The following is a 16,120-nucleotide window of genomic DNA, read 5'->3' on the forward strand; positions in this document are numbered from 1 at the left end:
CGGCGGGGGGTCACCGGATGTCTCCGGTGACCCCCTGCCGTACCCGTGGGGCACACTCGCCCCACGGACATCGCCATCCGGCCGGTGGGGCCGTACGAGTTCGAGGAACTCGGTGAGATCACCGCGCAGGCCTGTCCGCGCGACGGGCTGGTCGACTTCGGGGAGAGCGACGCGTACCTCGGTGAGCTCAGGGACGTCGCCGGGCGGGCCGATGGCCGCCGAGATACCGGTCGCCGTGGAGGGGACCGGGGCGCTCGCCGGGGCGAAGGCGGGCGGTGCGGGGAGAGTGCCGGGCGGGGTGACGTTCGTACCGCGCGGCGGGCCGATGGCCGACATCGCCGGGCCCGGCGAGGCGGAGATCCGGATGCTCGCGGTCGCCCGTGCCGCCCGGCGCCAGGGTGCCGGGGAGGCCCTCGTCCGCGCCTGTGCCGACCGGGCACGGGCCGCGGAGGGGTGCGTACGGGTCGTGCTGTCGACCCAGCGGACGATGCGTGCGGCCCACCGTGTCTACGAGCGACTCGGTTCCGTCCGCTCTCCCGGGCGGGACTGGAACCCGGTTCCGCACCTGGACGACACCACGCTGCTCACCTACGAGCCGGCGCTCTGACGCCCCTGCGTCCCTGTGCCGCGACACCTGCCGGGACACAAGATATGGGACTGCCGACAGCACCCGACACAAGATGTATGCTCATGCTCGCTGTCGCCGCAGGGGAATCCGGTGCGAATCCGGAACTGTCCCGCAACGGTGTACTTGTGCGTGTTCGCGTTTCCCGCGTGCCCGCACGGGCTTGAGTCCGAGGACCTGCCGACAGTGCACCCGGCCGTCCGGTCCAGGTGCCAGACGTCCGGGCCTCGCGGAATGGGCCGGTGGACGCGCGGCGCGTGTGCGTGCCCGTGTGCCGCCCCCTGCCCTTGCCGAGGCTCCGTGCCGAGCGAGGGAGAGCCCCACGTGACCATCGCGCCAGCCGATCCTGCTTCAGCGGCCGATACGAGCGACGGCCCCGGTGCCGCGCTGCTGCGGACCCTGACCGGGCTGACCGCAGACCTCCAGGGCGCCGACCCCGGCCGGGTCGCCGCCGCCGCGCTGCGCGGCCGGTCCGCGCACGCGGACGAGGCAGAGCTGCGCGAGCTGGCCACCGAGGCGGCGGCCGGGCTCATCTCCGAGGATCCCGTCTACTCCCGGCTCGCCGCCCGGCTGCTGACCCTCGGCATCCGCGCCGAGGCCGCCTCGCAGGGAGTCACGTCGTTCACGTCCTCGATCGCGACCGGGCACCGCGAGGGTCTCGTCGCGGACCGGACGGCCGCGTTCGTCCTGGGGCACGCGGACCGACTCGACGCGCTGATCGACCCGCGGGCCGACGACCGCTTCGGCTACTTCGGGCTGCGCACCCTGCACAGCCGCTATCTGCTGCGGCATCCGGTGACCCGCAAGGTCGTCGAGACACCGCAGTACTTCCTGCTGCGGGTCGCCGCGGGCCTCGCGAAGGACGCCGGCAACGCGGACGTCCGTCCGGTGGACGAAGTCGCCGCGCTGTACCTCCTGATGAGCCGCCTGGAGTACCTTCCCTCCTCCCCCACCCTGTTCAACTCCGGTACCCGGCACCCCCAGATGTCGTCCTGCTACCTCCTCGACTCCCCGAAGGACGAGCTGGACTCCCTCTACGACCGCTACCACCAGGTGGCCCGCCTCTCCAAGCACGCCGGCGGCATCGGCCTGTCCTACTCCCGCGTCCGCTCCCGGGGTTCACTGATCCGCGGCACCAACGGGCACTCCAACGGCATCGTCCCGTTCCTGAAGACCCTGGACGCCTCGGTCTCCGCCGTGAACCAGGGCGGCCGGCGCAAGGGCGCGGCGGCGGTCTACCTGGAGACCTGGCACTCGGACGTCGAGGAGTTCCTGGAACTGCGCGACAACACCGGTGAGGACGCCCGCCGTACGCACAACCTGAACCTCGCGCACTGGGTGCCGGACGAGTTCATGCGCCGGGTGAGCGCCGACGCGCCCTGGTCGCTGTTCTCCCCGTCCGACGTCCCGGACCTGGTCGACCTGTGGGGCGAGGAGTTCGACGCCGCCTACCGGGCCGCCGAGGACGCGGGCCTGGCACGCAGGACGATCCCCGCGCGGGAGCTGTACGGGCGCATGATGCGGACCCTCGCCCAGACCGGCAACGGCTGGATGACGTTCAAGGACGCCGCCAACCGCACCGCCAACCAGACCGCCGAGCCCGGCCACGTCGTCCACTCGTCCAACCTGTGCACGGAGATCCTGGAGGTCACCGGCGACGGGGAGACCGCGGTCTGCAACCTGGGCTCGGTCAACCTCGGCGCGTTCGTCGACCGGGACGCCGACGACCTGGACTGGGTGCGGCTGGACGAGACCGTGCGCACGGCCGTCACCTTCCTCGACCGGGTCGTGGACATCAACTTCTACCCGACCGAGCAGGCGGGCCGCTCCAACGCGCGCTGGCGCCCGGTGGGGCTGGGCGTGATGGGCCTCCAGGACGTCTTCTTCGCCCTGCGCCTGCCCTTCGACTCGCCCCGGGCCCGGCGGCTCTCCGCCCGGATCGCGGAGCGGATCATGCTCGCCGCGTACGAGACCTCCGCCGACCTGGCCGAACGCGACGGTGTGCTGCCTGCCTGGGAGCACACACGGACCGCCCGGGGCGTGCTGCACCCCGACCACTACGACACCGCACTCGCCTGGCCCGAGCGGTGGTCGGCGCTGCGCGAGCGCATCGCGTCGGTCGGCCTGCGCAACGCGCTGCTGCTGGCGATCGCGCCGACGGCCACCATCGCGTCCATCGCCGGGGTGTACGAGTGCATCGAGCCGCAGGTGTCCAACCTGTTCAAGCGCGAGACGCTGTCCGGCGAGTTCCTCCAGGTCAACTCGTACCTGGTGAACGATCTGAAGCGGCTGGGCATGTGGGACGCGCGGACCCGCGAGGCGCTGCGCGAGGCCGGCGGCTCGGTCCAGGAGGTCGCCTGGATCCCCGAGGAGGTGCGCGAGCTGTACCGGACCGCGTGGGAGATCCCGCAGCGCGGTCTGATCGACATGGCCGCCGACCGCACTCCGTTCCTGGACCAGTCGCAGTCACTGAACCTGTTCATGGAGACGCCGACCATCGGCAGGCTCTCCTCGATGTACGCCTACGCCTGGAAGCGGGGCCTGAAGACCACGTACTACCTGCGCTCGCGTCCGGCGACCCGCATCGCCCGCGCGGCCCAGGCGCAGACCACCGCCGCCACCGCCCCCGTTCCCACCCCCACCCCCGCCCGGCAGCCGGCCGACGGCCCCGAGGCCGTCGCCTGCTCCCTTGAGAACCCCGAGTCCTGCGAGGCCTGCCAGTGATGACCAGCACCACGGACACCGCCCGGACCCAGAACCTCCTCGACCCGGGTTTCGAGCTCACCCTGCGCCCCATGCGCTACCCCGACTTCTACGAGCGCTACCGGGACGCGATCAGGAACACCTGGACCGTGGAGGAGGTCGACCTCCACTCGGACGTCGCCGACCTCGCGAGACTGAGCCCCGCGGAACAGCATCTGATCGGCCGCCTGGTGGCGTTCTTCGCCACCGGCGACTCGATCGTGGCCAACAACCTCGTGCTCACCCTCTACAAGCACATCAACTCCCCGGAGGCGCGGCTGTACCTGTCGCGGCAGCTCTTCGAGGAGGCGGTGCACGTCCAGTTCTACCTGACGCTGCTGGACACCTACCTGCCCGACCCTCAGGACCGGACGGCCGCGTTCGCGGCGGTGGAGAACATTCCGTCCATCCGGGAGAAGGCCGAGTTCTGCTTCCGGTGGATGGACTCGGTGGAGAAGCTGGACCGGCTGGAGACGCGGGCCGACCGCCGCCGCTTCCTGCTCAACCTGATCTGCTTCGCCGCGTGCATCGAGGGCCTGTTCTTCTACGGGGCGTTCGCCTACGTGTACTGGTTCCGCAGCCGGGGCCTGCTGCACGGTCTGGCGACCGGCACCAACTGGGTGTTCCGGGACGAGACGATGCACATGTCCTTCGCCTTCGACGTGGTCGACACCGTCCGCGAGGAGGAGCCGGACCTGTTCGACGACGAGCTCCGGCAGCAGGTGACGGACATGCTGCGCGAAGCGGTCGAGGTGGAGCTGCAGTTCGGGCAGGACCTGTGCGGTGACGGACTGCCGGGCATGAACACCGGGTCGATGCGGCAGTACCTGGAGTGCGTGGCCGATCAGCGGCTGACCCGCCTGGGCTTCGCACCGGTGTACGGCTCGGACAATCCGTTCGCGTTCATGGAGCTCCAGGGGGTCCAGGAGCTGACGAACTTCTTCGAGCGGCGTCCGTCCGCGTACCAGGTCGCCGTGGAGGGCACGGTCGACCTGGACGAGGACTTCTAGGGTCTGCCGCGGAGGTGGCGTCGTCGCCCGGAGGCCGGTCGCGCGGCGTCGTGGAGGTCCCCCTGCTCGGGCGAAGCCGAGAGCTCGGGGGAGCCTGTTCCCGGCGTGCCGCCCGGAAGCCCACGTACCGGGCCGTACCCGGGCTTTCGGGCGGTGCGGCGGGAGCACGTGCCGGGCGCCGCGCGGCAGGCGCCCCTTCCGCCACGGGCCCCGGCCCGTCGGGCCCGGGTTCCGCCCCGTCTCATGCCGCGCGTGCGGTGCGGTGCGGGGCGGCGCTCCGCGCGGGGGCGTGGCGCCGCTCGGCGGCGGCGCGGCCGGTCCCGGCCTGTTTCAGCTGCCGGTCGATCCTCCGGTCGTGTGCGATACCGACGGCGGCGGGGAGGACCCTCCGGACGAGCAGACCGAGAACGGTCAGGATTCCGATCAGCGCTTCCCCCTGTGTCGTCTTCATGGACACCACTGCGGCGCCGGACACTCCTCGCCGAACTCGGCGAGGACCCCGTGATCACCTCCGCGGGCACCGCCGCCGGGATCGACGCCTGTCCGCATCTCGTGCGCAAGGAGCAGGGCCCCGAGGTCGCCGGCCGGATCACCCGGCGCACGGTGGTGCCCCCGCACCGGGACGGAGGCCAGGCCCAGTACACCGAGCGCCCGCTGCCGCTGCCCGGCGGCGACAGCGTGGCCGAGGTGCTGGTGTGGAGGGAGCGGCATCTCGACGAGGAGGCCACCGTCGAACAGCCCGCGGCCCGCGCCCCCGTGTCCCCGCGCACCTTCGCCCGCCGCTTCCAGCAGGAGACCGGCACCACGCCGTACCGCTGGATCCTGCGCCGGCGCGTGCTGCTCGCCCAGCGTCCGCCGGAGGGGACCGACGGGACGGTGGACGCGGTCGCGGGCCGTACGGGCTTCGACACCACGGCCGCGCTGCGCCGCCACTTCGTACGCGTCACGGGAACGACCCCGAACGCCTACCGGCGGACGTTCCGCGGCCCCGAGGCCGCGTGAACGCCCGCCGGAGGTGACCGTTCCGCCGGCTGCGGCGGTTCAGCGGGTGACCGGCCTCAGCATCAGCCGGTTCGGGCGCAGGGTGATGCCCACGCGGGTGGTGCCGTCCGAGCCGGGCACGTGCTCGAAGCGGAACTTCGTCGCCAGCGCGGCCGCGATCAGGCTGAGCTGGGCCATCGAGAAGTGATCGCTCGGGCACTTGCGGTTGCCCACGCTGAACGGACTCATGGCGTATTTCGGAACGTGCTTCGCACGCTCCGGAAGCCAGCGGTCCGGGTCGAACTCCAGGTTGCGCTCGTACGACTTCGGATCGCGCTGGATTGCGAACGGACTGTAGATGATGTCCGCTCCGGCCGGAATGCGATAGCCACCGAGCTCCGTGTCCCTGACCGCCCTGCGGGTCAATATCCAGACAGCGGGACGCAAACGCATGGCCTCGACGACGACATTGTTGGTGTGCGTGAGCTTGTGGATGTCCTCGAATGCCACCGGGCGGCCTCCGGTAACGGCGAGAACCTCGTCGCGCATCCTGTCGCCGTGTTCCGGATGCGTGGCAAGTGCCTGCAGCAACCACATGATCGTGGAACCGATCGTTTCACCGCCGGGTGTGAGGATCGCGAGCACCTGGTCGTGGATCTCCTGCTCCCCGATCGGATCGCCATTGTCGTCCTTCGCCTCCAGCAATGCCGTCAGCAAATCGTCCGGCTTTTGACCGGACGCACGGCGCTCAAGAACGATCTCGTCGACCACACGATGCAAATCGGCCAAGGCCCGGTTGAATTCGCGATTGGCCGGAAGCGGCAGCTTGTACAGCGGGCCGAGCGGCAGCACCATCCGCCGGTACATGCCGCGGAAGACGGTGGAGAGCGCGGCGCACAGCCGGTCTGCCCGCTCGTCCGTGTAACCGCCGCGCAGGAGACAGCGGGCGGCGATGCGCACGGCGACCCGGAACGCCTCGGTGGTGCAGTCGACCGGCTCCCCCGGCACCCAGCGCTCGGTCAGTGCGTGGGCCTCCTCCTCGATGACCGGACCGTAGGCGGGGATCGCGTCGAGCCGGAAGGCGGGCTGGATGGTGCGCCGCTGGCGCCGGTGCAGCGGGCCGTTGGCCGTGGCCACGCCCTCCTTTCCGAGCAGGTCCTCCATCGACTCCCACAGGGGGCCGGAGATGATGTAGTCGGCGCTGAGGGCCAGCGCCCCGGTGAGGGCGGGCGTGGTGACGGCGTACACGGTCTTGGGGCCGAGCTTGAGCCGCACGATGTCGCCGTGGTCGCGCAGCCGGGACATGAAGGCGAGCGGATCGCGGACCAGTGTGAGGCCGTGACCGAGGCCGGGGATGCCTCCGCCGGCCACCGGTGCCACGCGCGGCCCGGTCGCGTCGGGCCTCACCCGGGCCGCCTCGTCGGACGCTGCGGTCGTTGCGGATGCCGCGGTCGTTGCGGATGCCGCGGTCGTTGCGGATGCTCCGGATGCGTCCGGTGCGTCGGGAGTCACCGATTCGACGGTCATTTCTCACCTGTCGCTTCGTTGTTGACGTACGGGGGCGTGGACCGGTCGTCCCAGCTGTCCACCCTGTACCGGCCGGACTCGTGGTGGAACCAGTAGACGGAACTGAACCAGTTCCGCATGTTTCCGAGACAGGCGCGCACGGCCGCAGCCCGCTCCTTTCCTCCCACCGTGCGGTCGTCGAGACCGTCGGCGAAGCGTAAGGCTTCCTGTTCGACGTCGAGGAATTCCGTGACGCATTCCTCGACCCGGCGCCTCACATCGGCGGCCGCCTCTTCGAGAGTCAGCCCTTCATGGGCGATGAGGCTGATTCCGAGGTTGTGCACCTCATTGCCCGCCAGTTCCTTCGGGAGTGAGCAGAGGTCGTTGTACCAGGCGGCGAATTCCTGACTCAGCAGGGCCGCCTTCCGGTAGGAGGGGTTCTTCCGCACGAAGTCCGGCAGTTCACAACCCGCACTGGGCTCCAGGAGATCGGTCCAGATCCAGTGGGCGAAGGTGAGCCGGCGCAGCTCCAGGTATTCCTCGACGGTCGGGACGATTCCCTCCGTACGATTGCGGAATTCCCGGTCGTACGCCTCGATCACCGCGTGGAAGTGCCGGGCGAACCGGGCGTTCCACGTGTCCGGGAGGAACGAGTACAGCCGCCGCACACCGTCCGCGAGACCGGCCACCAGTACGTCTTCGTGACGCAGGTGGTCCGTGGGGCGGTCGAGGGCCGTGTGCAGCTGGCCCTTCAGCCGCCGCCAGGCGTCGGGGCGACCGTGCACGATGTCGCGGTCGTGCCGGTCGTCCCAGACGAAGAACCACGCACTGTAGTCCGCTATCGCCTGGAGGACCTCGTCGGCGGCGCCGGTGTAGTAGCCCGCCATGAGGTCCGTGTAGCACAGTCCGTCGGCATATTCCTCCACCTTGTCGGCCGGCATGAGCCGCTTTTCGAGCAGCCACGCACGGGTTTCCTCCTGGAGCCTCGGCCAATACGGATGGAGCTGCCGGGGAAAGGCCGTCTCGATCACCGGGAGGGACAGCGCCGGTGGAACTGCGATGGTGGTCGGTTTCGATGTGGTGCCGTGTGACAAAGCACGCACGAACAATCCCCTCTCAGCCGCCAGTTGGCGTGTGCCCCGTTCCCTCGCGCCGGGCACGCGCCGTTGCATATCCCCGTCCCTCCATTCAGCACCACAACTGACCGTTCTGGGAACGCATTTGCCTCCTTCACCACCCGAGGGTGCCGAGAAGCTCCCCTTACGTGTCTGATTTCGGGCCGCCGGTCGGCCGAGGGATCGAACGCCTGCCGGAAAGACGAACGGCGCGTGGTCCGGCAGGGATGCCGGGCCACGCGCCGCGCGTGAGGGAGTTCAGCGGGACCAGGGGCCGAGAGGGGCGAGGGGCCCGGACGTGACGGACGTGACGGACGATCAGTCGTGGGCGACCACGGGATAGCGGGGCTCGTTCTCGGCCATCTGCCGCAGCGCGTCCTTGCGTTCCCGCTTGGAGAGCCGGTCGATGTACAGGTAGCCGTAGAGGTGATCCGTCTCGTGCTGCAAACAGCGTGCGAAGTAGCCGGTGCCGCGCACCTTGACCGGGTTGCCCAGCTCGTCCTGACCGGTCACCTCGGCGTGGTCGGGCCGGGCCAGCGGTGCGTACGCCGTGGGGACGGACAGACAGCCCTCGTTGGAATCGTCCAGCCGACGCCTCTCGGCGGGCAGTTCGACCAGCTCGGGGTTGCAGATCACGCCGACGTGGCGCGCGCCGTCGTCGTCCGGGCAGTCGTAGACGAAGACCTTCAGGTCGACACCGATCTGGTTGGCGGCCAGACCCACGCCCTCGGCGGTGCGCTGGCTGGCGAACATGTCCGCGACCAGCTCCTGGAGTTTTGGGCCGAAGTCGGTGACGTCCCGGCACTCCTTGTGCAGCACCGGGTTGCCGACCACGGTGATCGGCCGCGAGGTGCCGCGCTCGACCCAGGAGGCCTCGCGCTCCGCGCAGCCCTCCGTGTCGATGACGTACCCCTCCTCGTCGACGGGGAGCACGCCCGCGTGCTGCTGATCGGTGTCCTGCTGAACCATGACCGACGTACGCCTTCCTGGAAAACATGGGGTGTGGTGCCTGATACAGGGTACGGCGAGCGGACGGCCCGCCGACCGGCCCTCGCCCGCGGCCGGGCCGACGACCGGTCCGGCGGTCCGCCCCGTGAACGGGTGCGGAAAACGCCCTAGCAGACCTCTTCGAGGTCCCGCCAGTCCCGCGAGTCCGGACTGTCCGCGACCCATCCGTCCAGCAGACCGCGGACCAGCGCGGCCGGCGCGGCCAGCCCGCACTCGCGCTCCGGCACCCACGACTGCCCGTCGGTGCGGTGGCCGAGCGGTCCGGGGTGCCCGGGCTCGCTGTGGTCGTGCGGGTCGAGGTGCTCGCCCTCTCCCTCGTCGGACGGCATCCGGGACTCCGAGCACAACCGGCACAGCAGCCGCACCGAGGACGACCAGTCCTCCGCGGCGAACCCGGCGTCCGCGGCCAGCTGCTCCAGGGCGTCCCGGTCGGTCTCGCTCGCGGCCTCCAGCAGGACCACCCACGTGGGCACCGGCGAGGGCGCCCACAACTCGATCTCGTCGAACACCGGGTAGGTGTGCCCGGCGGCCGTGCTCCGCTCGCCGTGCGGCACCCCGTCGTGCAGGACGACCTCGCCCCAGCGACGGCCGGAGGACGGCAGCGGAATGGACAGCACCTCGATCCGGGCGGGATCGAGCCGCCGCCCCCAGACGACCTCGGCCTCCCCCTCCGGGGACAGCCGCACGGCCGCGCTGCCCAGGTCCATGCCGAGCGGCTCACCGGAGTCGGTGGGGCTCCCCGGCACCTTCAGCCCGTAGGCCTGCCAGGCGCGGCGGGCCAGCGGCCAGTCCTGCAGGGCGGTGGCGGCGATGCCGACGTTCCACCAGTCCGGAGCGCCGGTGTCCCGGTCGAGCAGCGCCACGGCCCTGAGGCCCGCGGTCCGCGCCTGCTCCCAGTCGTGCCGGAACTTGTGCAGCAGCGCGAGGTTGAACCAGGACTCCGACAGCCAGGGTTCCAGATCGGCGGCCCGGGTGAGCAGCGCGCCCGCGTCCTCGTAGCGGCCGTCGCCGATGAGTGTGAACGCGCGGTCCGTGGCCTGCCGCCAGGAGGCGGAGGGCCTGTTCCGTCCCTTGCCGAAGATCCTCACGATTCCCGCCTGCCAGTTCCGTGCGGTGGGCGGCCTAGCCCCCGGACACCGTCTCCTTCGCATCCAACCACGTACGGCCGGAAGGGCGCTCATTACCCATGGGTTACCCCGGACCGGCCCGGGGCAGACCGTCCGGTTCGCGGCTCTCGCCGCGGTCGGGCGCCTGTCCTCACGCCGGTTCCCGCGCCCCCTCCGGCGTCGCTCCCCCACGTCGCCCTCATCCTCACCTCCCGATCCTCACATCCCGGCCTCCGTGGTCCCCCGGCGGCCTCCCGCTCTCACCACCGGCCGCCCCCGTCGTCGTAGCCGTCCGCGTACTCCCTCGCCCTGGCCCTGGCCAGCACCCGGGCCAGGGATTCGACGACCTGGGGCGCGTACTCGCCGGCGGTGCCGAGGCGTAGTTCCTCCAGTGCCGTCAGCGGCCCGTCGGGGCCTCCTGCCCGGGACTTCTCGTCGTACGCGTTCACCACCCGGACGATCCGCGCGGCCAGCGGCTGCTCCTGGTGCGGTTCGGCCTGCCGCTCCACGATCCCGGCCACCCTCGGGTCCACCCCGGTCTGGCGGACCACGGCGCCGCCGAGCAGGGCGATCCGCCGCTGTTCCGGGGCCGGCAGGACTGCGGTGGCGCCCGCCGGCACCGGGTCGACAAGGCTGAGCTGGCCGATGTCGTGCATCAGGGCCGCGTACTCCAGCACCACCAGATCCGGCTCGGTCAGCCCCAGGTCCCGGCCCACCGACCGGCTGAGGTCGGCGACCCTGCGGGCGTGCCCGGCCGGGGTGCAGCCGGCGATCTCGGTGGCCCGCGCGAGGGAGGCGATGGTCTGCCGGTAGGTGGCCCGGACGGCCGCGTACCGCCGGTAGGACAGCTGTGCGAGCAGCAGGGGCACGGAGAGCAGGGGCAGCGCCCACAACCCCACGGCCACGACGCCGAGCGCCATCACCGCGCCCGTCGCGACGACGGCGGCCCCGATGCCGGGCAGCGCCCTCAGTTCGTCGCGCAGCGCCGGCGGGAAGGGCCGGCCGGTGCGGGAGTGGGCCAGCGCGGCGGCGAGCACGGCGTCGCACAGGGCGGACAGCGACAGCAGGGCGAGCAGCAGCAGCGCGTAGGCGGGACCGCCCCAGTCGTCGAACGTCCCGCTGCCGTACAAGGGCTGGAAGCACACGGCGACGAACCCGACGGTGAGGGTCCGGCGGGCCAGCCGGTCGCGGGTGGGTCCGTGCCCGCGGCCGACGTGCGGCACGCTGCCGCACAGGGAAGCGGCAAGGACCACGACGACCACCTGGGCCACGCCGTGGTGGCTGGGCCGCCCCCCGGCCTCGCCGAGCAACGCGTACGCCAGTGAGCCGGCGGCGGCGAGCGGCGCGGTCTGACGGACCCGCGGACCGTCGCGGGGCTGTGTTCCGGCGCCCGGCGGCGCTCCCTCACCGGGCTGCCGTCCGTCGCGGGGTCGCCGCGGGCCGTGGTGCCGCGTGAGTTCCCCGACCGCGACGAGTACGCCGAAGGCGAGGGCGACGCCTCGTTCCGCGATCCCGTGCCACAGGGCGGCACCGAGACAGCCGGCGGCGAGCACGGCGGCGCAGGCGTGCACGAGGGTGTGCGGCCGCGGGGTCATCGGCGTGCCCCGGGCGAACCGGCGGCCGGCTCGGCAGCCGGCGGGGCGGGCGGGCCGGCGGGCTGTCGGGCGTCCTCGGCCGTCACCGCGGGATGCCAGCCGGTCCGGCCGATCGCCCGCACCAGCGCCTCCACCATCCGCGGGTCGAAGTGGCCCCCCGCGCACCGCTGGAGCTCGTCCAGCGCCGCGGGGACCGGCCGTGCCCTGCTGTAGGAGCGGTTGGAGGTCATCGCGTCGAAGGCGTCGGCGACCGCCACCACGCGCGCGGACTCCGGGATCTGACCGCCCGCCAGCCCGTAGGGGTAACCGCTGCCGTCCAGCCGCTCGTGATGGTGCAGCACGGCCGCGCGGGCCTCGCCCAGGAAGGAGATCCCCCGGACCATCTCGTGCCCGTACTCGGGGTGCAGTTCGATGACCCGCCGCTCCTCGGGGGTCAGTGGCCCGTCCTTGGTGAGCAGCCGGGTGGGCACCCCGAGCTTGCCGACGTCGTGCAGGATGCCGGCGAAGCGCAGCACCTCGGTCCGCTCGTCGTCCATGCCGAGCTCGCGCGCGATCATCGTGGAGGCCTGGCCGACCCGCTCGCTGTGTCCGCGTGTGTACCCGTCCTTGATGTCGACGGCCTGCACGAGCGCGCGGATCGTGGCCTGGTGGGCGGCCCGCTCCCGGTGGTACTGGGCGAACGCCCACCACGAGACGTACATCGGCGGCAGCACGAGCAGCGCGGCCACGGGCCCGTGGGGGCTGCGCCACAGCAGTGCCATCATCAGTCCGGCGAGGCCGTGCACGGTGACCGGTGCGAGCGACCGCAGGAACAGCCGCCACCAGGTCGTCCGCCGGGTCGTCCGGCTCCCGGGCCGAAGCGGCAGGCCCCCCACCAGCACCACGATGCCGCGGTCCAGCAGCGTCAGCACCAGGCAGAACACCAGCACCGCGGCGCCGGCCGCGCCCAGCGCCGCGGGAACGTCGCCGACCGCGACCGTTTCCCCGCCGCCGGCCGCACGGTGTGCCCGGCTCGCGGCCCACACGGCGAGGGGCAGCTGTCCGGCCCGCCAGACGCGCCGCGCGAGGAACGGCCGCTGCTCCACGGGGGCGAGCAGCGCGCCGGGCAGCGCGACCAGTGCTGCGGCGGACGGCGGCAGCAGAAAGGCCGCGGCGAGCAGTACGGGGTGGAAGGTGCCGCCGGAGTTCGGGGCGCCGAACTGCCGGGACCGGGCGAGGCGTTCGCAGCAGGCGTACAGCACGGCGAGCGAGGCGACGGCCCGCCAGGAGGCGTCCGGAGCGGGGGCGGCCCGCACCGGCACCGCCGGCAGCAGACAGAGCAGGCCCGCCACGGTGACACCGGCCACGTACACACGGGCCCGTGCCGGTAACGCCTCCATCAGACTCTCCCCCCGACCGTGCCGGCCTCGCTCGGCCTGGCGCCTGTCAGGGTCTGGAGCCTAGGGGGGCGGACGGCACCTCCGCGGGACCCTGCCCCGTGGATTAGCACGTACGGGTGAGGGCGCTCCCCTTTCGAGGGTGCCTACCGGGACGACGGTTCGAAGGGTGTTCGAGCAGTGGGCCCGGAGCGGCCGGGACCCCTGGAAGGCTCAGGAATCCTGCGGCGCCGGAGCGGCCTGGGGCCGTGGTGCGGGCGCCTCGGAGACGGTGACGTCCTGATCGGGAACGGCCTGGCCCGAGCGGATCACGTCGATCCGGCCCATGACCTTGGCACGCAGGTCGCCCGGCACGTCGTCCTGTCCGCAGCAGCGCTTGACCAGCTTCTTCACCGCCTGCTCGAGCCCGTACTTCTCGAGGCAGGGCGAGCACTCCTCGAAGTGGTGCTCGAACTTCACGCAGTCGGAGTCCGGCATCTCACGGTCGAGGAACTCGTAGAGATGATCGAGGATCTCGCTGCAATCCGTCTCGTGCGGCTCTCCGCAGCTCATGACCTCGAGCCTTTCGCTTCGTTCGACTCTCCGGCGCCCGCCGGGACCAGTCCGCGCTCGCGCGCGTAGTCCTCGAGCATGCCGCGCAGCTGACGGCGGCCACGGTGCAGCCGGGACATCACGGTACCGATGGGTGTGCCCATGATGTCGGCGATCTCCTTGTAGGCAAAGCCCTCGACATCGGCGAGATACACGGCGATGCGGAACTCCTCGGGGATCGCCTGGAGCGCTTCCTTGACGTCCGAGTCGGGAAGGTGGTCCAGCGCCTGTGCCTCCGCGGAACGCAGACCGGTCGACATGTGCGACGCGGCCCGCGCGATCTGCCAGTCCTCGATCTCCTCGGAACCGCTGCGCAGCGGTTCCCGCTGCTTCTTGCGGTACGAGTTGATGAAGGTGTTGGTGAGGATCCGGTACAGCCACGCCTTGAGGTTGGTGCCCTCACGGAACTGGTGGAAGGACGCGTACGCCTTGGCGTACGTCTCCTGGACCAGGTCCTCGGCGTCCGCCGGGTTGCGCGTCATGCGCAGGGCGGCCGAGTACATCTGGTCGAGGAACTCGAGCGCGTCCCGCTCGAAGCGCGCGCTGCGTTCGGCGGTCGATTCCACTCGCTTGTCGCCCTGCCCCTCGGGCTGCTCCGCCTGGCCGTGTTCGGTCCCTGCGTCGGTACCGGGAACCGGACCCACCTCCTCCAGAGTTGTCGTGGGACCGGAAACGGTCTCACTCGAATCGGAGGATAGACGACGATCCGGTCCGTCCGCCGCCCGAAGGGGGACGGTCCTGGCCGCGTGCAGCACCGTCCAGTCCAGCTCGGTGCGGCCCTTGCGGCTCGGGCAGAAGGTCGAACCCATGCGGCGGACTTCCTCTCCTACGACTACGACGGCTGCGCCGGCGGACCGGCGGACACGTCGGCGTCAACAGCGGAGGGGGTCCGGACATTCCCGAAGCTTTACCCGGGCGCCCGGCCCGCCCGGGCACGGAGGGGAGGCGCCCACTGCTCCACGAGGGAGCCGGCCCACCGCACGACGGCGTCCGTGACGACCGTCAGGGCCTCCTCCTGCGTGATGTCCGCCCGCCGGGGAACGGCGAGGCCGTGATCGCCGTGCGCCACCTCGACCAGTTCGTACGACCCCTCCGGGAACTCTTCGGGCCTGCCGAAGGGGTCGTTGCCGCCCTGGACGACGAGGGTGGGCACCCCGGCCCCGAGCAACTCGTCGGCCCGGGACTTCTCGGGCCTGCCCGGCGGGTGCAGGGGAAAGCCGAGAGCGAGCACCGCTCGGGCGCCCAGCTCACCGGCGGTCCGGCAGGCGACGCGGGCTCCGGCGCTGCGCCCGCCCGAGATCACCGGCAGGCCCGGATCCGTCAGCGCGGGCCAGAGGCCGCGCCAACCGGTGTCCAGGGTCTTCGGCGCGGGGGCCACCTTCTTGCCGGCCACCCGCCAGGGCTGCTCCACCAGCGCCACGGTCGTGCCGTGCGCGGGCAGCACGGCGGCCAGGGCCCGCAGGTCCCGGGCTTCGATGCCCCCGCCGGCGCCGTGCCCCAGCGCGAGGACGAGGCGCGCGGTGTGCCGGGCGGGGTGCCAGGTGATACGGGCAGGACCGGCGTCGGTCCCCACGGTCTCGACCGACGGTGGTTCCGCCGAGCCGGCCGCGGCGGGAGCGTTCTTCGTGTGCTTCACAGGCGTCACGTCAGAAGAGTGTGCTCTCTTCCGGTGCCTCCAGCTCCCTCAGCAGCTCCGGGCCGTTGTTGCGGACGTTGCTGACCGCGGTGGAGACCGGGAAAGCACGCATCAGGCCGGAGGGCGGCGGCGCGAGGAGCCCGCGCAGCTCCTCGACGTCCGCGCGGGCGGGGTCGAGCCAGGCGTCCCAGCGGTCCGGTGTGAGCATCAGCGGCATCCGGGGGTGGATGTCGGCCAGAGCCCTCGGGCCGTCCGCCGGCGCCTCCGCGAGCGGCGTGGTCTCCGCCTCGGTGGTGATGACGGTGCACGTCGCCCACCAGGCCCGCGGATGGTCGTCCGGCAGGGTCCGGTCCCGCCAGAACTCGTAGAGACCCGCCATCGCGAACACCGAGCCGTCGGCCGGTGTCACGAAGTACGGCTGCTTGCGCGGGCGCTTGCGCTTGCCCTCGACCTCCAGGTCCCGCTCCTGCGTGCCGGTGACCCACTCGTAGTAGCCGTCGGCGGGCAGGACGCAGCGCCGGGTGGCGAAGGCGCGACGGTAGGACGGCTTCTCATGGACGGTCTCCGCGCGTGCGTTGATCATCCGGGCCCCGCCCTCGGGCGTCTTGGCCCAGGACGGCACGAGGCCCCACTTCAGCTTCCGCAGCTGCCGAACCGGTCGCGGGTCGTCCGCGTCCTTCACTGCGCGGTCGAGCACGGCGTAGACCTCCTTGGTGGGCGCCACGTTGTAGTCGGGCTCCAGGGCCTCTTCCGGCTCCCACTTGTCGATCTCGAAGACTCCTGCGAGATCCTCGGGCCTGCGACTCGCTGCATACCGTCCGCACATACA

The 16,120-nt window shown here is 71.8% G+C and carries 13 protein-coding genes, 2 pseudogenes and 1 riboswitch; of the genes and pseudogenes, 4 read left to right on the plus strand and 11 right to left on the minus strand.

Going from position 1 to position 16,120, the window contains the following annotated elements:
* The first annotated feature begins 45 nt into the window (after nucleotides 1-45).
* From ORI94_RS12235 to ORI94_RS12245, 3 genes and pseudogenes are all read left to right on the plus strand, one after another.
* Nucleotides 46-607: pseudogene (locus tag ORI94_RS12235) on the plus strand (GNAT family N-acetyltransferase).
* A gap of 102 nt (nucleotides 608-709) precedes the next feature.
* A riboswitch (cobalamin riboswitch) is annotated at nucleotides 710-803 on the plus strand.
* A 146-nt stretch (nucleotides 804-949) separates the two neighbouring features.
* Nucleotides 950-3,349: a ribonucleoside-diphosphate reductase subunit alpha gene (locus tag ORI94_RS12240; RefSeq protein ID WP_266074549.1), complete on the plus strand. Its 2,400-nt coding sequence runs from the start codon at nucleotides 950-952 to the stop codon at nucleotides 3,347-3,349.
* Nucleotides 3,349-4,377 (plus strand): ribonucleotide-diphosphate reductase subunit beta, encoded by a 1,029-nt coding sequence (locus tag ORI94_RS12245; RefSeq protein ID WP_266074550.1) that lies wholly within the window; start codon nucleotides 3,349-3,351, stop codon nucleotides 4,375-4,377. The genes ORI94_RS12240 and ORI94_RS12245 overlap by 1 nt, the downstream gene beginning before the upstream one ends.
* A gap of 241 nt (nucleotides 4,378-4,618) precedes the next feature.
* Here the strand turns inward: ORI94_RS12245 and ORI94_RS12250 are convergent, their stop codons facing one another.
* The gene (locus ORI94_RS12250) at nucleotides 4,619-4,828 is read right to left on the minus strand and encodes a hypothetical protein (protein ID WP_266074551.1); all 210 of its coding nucleotides are present in this window, start codon (nucleotides 4,826-4,828) and stop codon (nucleotides 4,619-4,621) included.
* 41 nt (nucleotides 4,829-4,869) lie between these two features.
* Here ORI94_RS12250 and ORI94_RS12255 point away from each other — a divergent pair.
* Nucleotides 4,870-5,379 (plus strand): annotated as a pseudogene (locus ORI94_RS12255) (helix-turn-helix domain-containing protein); the annotation flags it as partial.
* Nucleotides 5,380-5,418: 39 nt separating this feature from the next.
* Here ORI94_RS12255 and ORI94_RS12260 read toward each other — a convergent pair.
* From ORI94_RS12260 to ORI94_RS12305, 10 genes are all read right to left on the minus strand, one after another.
* Nucleotides 5,419-6,885 (minus strand): cytochrome P450, encoded by a 1,467-nt coding sequence (locus ORI94_RS12260; protein ID WP_266074552.1) that lies wholly within the window; start codon nucleotides 6,883-6,885, stop codon nucleotides 5,419-5,421.
* On the minus strand, nucleotides 6,882-7,967 hold the full coding sequence (cyc1, locus tag ORI94_RS12265; protein WP_266074553.1) for an epi-isozizaene synthase: 1,086 nt from the start codon (nucleotides 7,965-7,967) through the stop codon (nucleotides 6,882-6,884). The genes ORI94_RS12260 and cyc1 overlap by 4 nt, the downstream gene beginning before the upstream one ends.
* A 330-nt stretch (nucleotides 7,968-8,297) precedes the next feature.
* Nucleotides 8,298-8,948, minus strand: a complete 651-nt coding sequence (def, locus tag ORI94_RS12270; RefSeq protein WP_266074554.1) for a peptide deformylase — start codon at nucleotides 8,946-8,948, stop codon at nucleotides 8,298-8,300.
* A gap of 146 nt (nucleotides 8,949-9,094) precedes the next feature.
* A complete protein-coding gene (locus ORI94_RS12275) occupies nucleotides 9,095-10,075 on the minus strand; it encodes a tetratricopeptide repeat protein (RefSeq protein WP_266074555.1) in 981 nt (326 codons plus the stop codon).
* A 278-nt stretch (nucleotides 10,076-10,353) separates the two neighbouring features.
* Entirely contained in the window at nucleotides 10,354-11,688 is a 1,335-nt protein-coding gene (locus tag ORI94_RS12280; protein WP_266074556.1) for an HD-GYP domain-containing protein, read from the minus strand.
* A complete protein-coding gene (locus tag ORI94_RS12285) occupies nucleotides 11,685-13,067 on the minus strand; it encodes an HD-GYP domain-containing protein (RefSeq protein ID WP_266074557.1) in 1,383 nt (460 codons plus the stop codon). The genes ORI94_RS12280 and ORI94_RS12285 overlap by 4 nt, the downstream gene beginning before the upstream one ends.
* Nucleotides 13,068-13,277: 210 nt before the next feature.
* Entirely contained in the window at nucleotides 13,278-13,616 is a 339-nt protein-coding gene (gene rsrA, locus ORI94_RS12290) for a mycothiol system anti-sigma-R factor (protein WP_266074558.1), read from the minus strand.
* Entirely contained in the window at nucleotides 13,613-14,299 is a 687-nt protein-coding gene (locus ORI94_RS12295) for a sigma-70 family RNA polymerase sigma factor (RefSeq protein WP_042167288.1), read from the minus strand. The genes rsrA and ORI94_RS12295 overlap by 4 nt, the downstream gene beginning before the upstream one ends.
* A 263-nt stretch (nucleotides 14,300-14,562) precedes the next feature.
* Nucleotides 14,563-15,291: an alpha/beta family hydrolase gene (locus ORI94_RS12300; protein ID WP_266074658.1), complete on the minus strand. Its 729-nt coding sequence runs from the start codon at nucleotides 15,289-15,291 to the stop codon at nucleotides 14,563-14,565.
* A gap of 10 nt (nucleotides 15,292-15,301) precedes the next feature.
* The gene (locus tag ORI94_RS12305; protein ID WP_266074559.1) at nucleotides 15,302-16,117 is read right to left on the minus strand and encodes an SOS response-associated peptidase; all 816 of its coding nucleotides are present in this window, start codon (nucleotides 16,115-16,117) and stop codon (nucleotides 15,302-15,304) included.
* Nucleotides 16,118-16,120 lie beyond the last annotated feature (3 nt).

Source organism: Streptomyces sp. NEAU-W12, assembly GCF_026242095.1.
Taxonomy (GTDB): domain Bacteria; phylum Actinomycetota; class Actinomycetes; order Streptomycetales; family Streptomycetaceae; genus Streptomyces.

Coding starts and splice junctions, on each gene's coding strand:
- ORI94_RS12245 (WP_266074550.1), top strand. CDS start 3,349: ATGACCAGCACCACGGACACCGCCCGGACCCAGAACCTCCTCGACCCG.
- ORI94_RS12250 (WP_266074551.1), bottom strand. CDS start 4,828: ATGAAGACGACACAGGGGGAAGCGCTGATCGGAATCCTGACCGTTCTC.
- ORI94_RS12260 (WP_266074552.1), bottom strand. CDS start 6,885: ATGACCGTCGAATCGGTGACTCCCGACGCACCGGACGCATCCGGAGCA.
- def (WP_266074554.1), bottom strand. CDS start 8,948: ATGGTTCAGCAGGACACCGATCAGCAGCACGCGGGCGTGCTCCCCGTC.
- ORI94_RS12280 (WP_266074556.1), bottom strand. CDS start 11,688: ATGACCCCGCGGCCGCACACCCTCGTGCACGCCTGCGCCGCCGTGCTC.
- ORI94_RS12285 (WP_266074557.1), bottom strand. CDS start 13,067: ATGGAGGCGTTACCGGCACGGGCCCGTGTGTACGTGGCCGGTGTCACC.
- rsrA (WP_266074558.1), bottom strand. CDS start 13,616: ATGAGCTGCGGAGAGCCGCACGAGACGGATTGCAGCGAGATCCTCGAT.
- ORI94_RS12305 (WP_266074559.1), bottom strand. CDS start 16,117: ATGTGCGGACGGTATGCAGCGAGTCGCAGGCCCGAGGATCTCGCAGGA.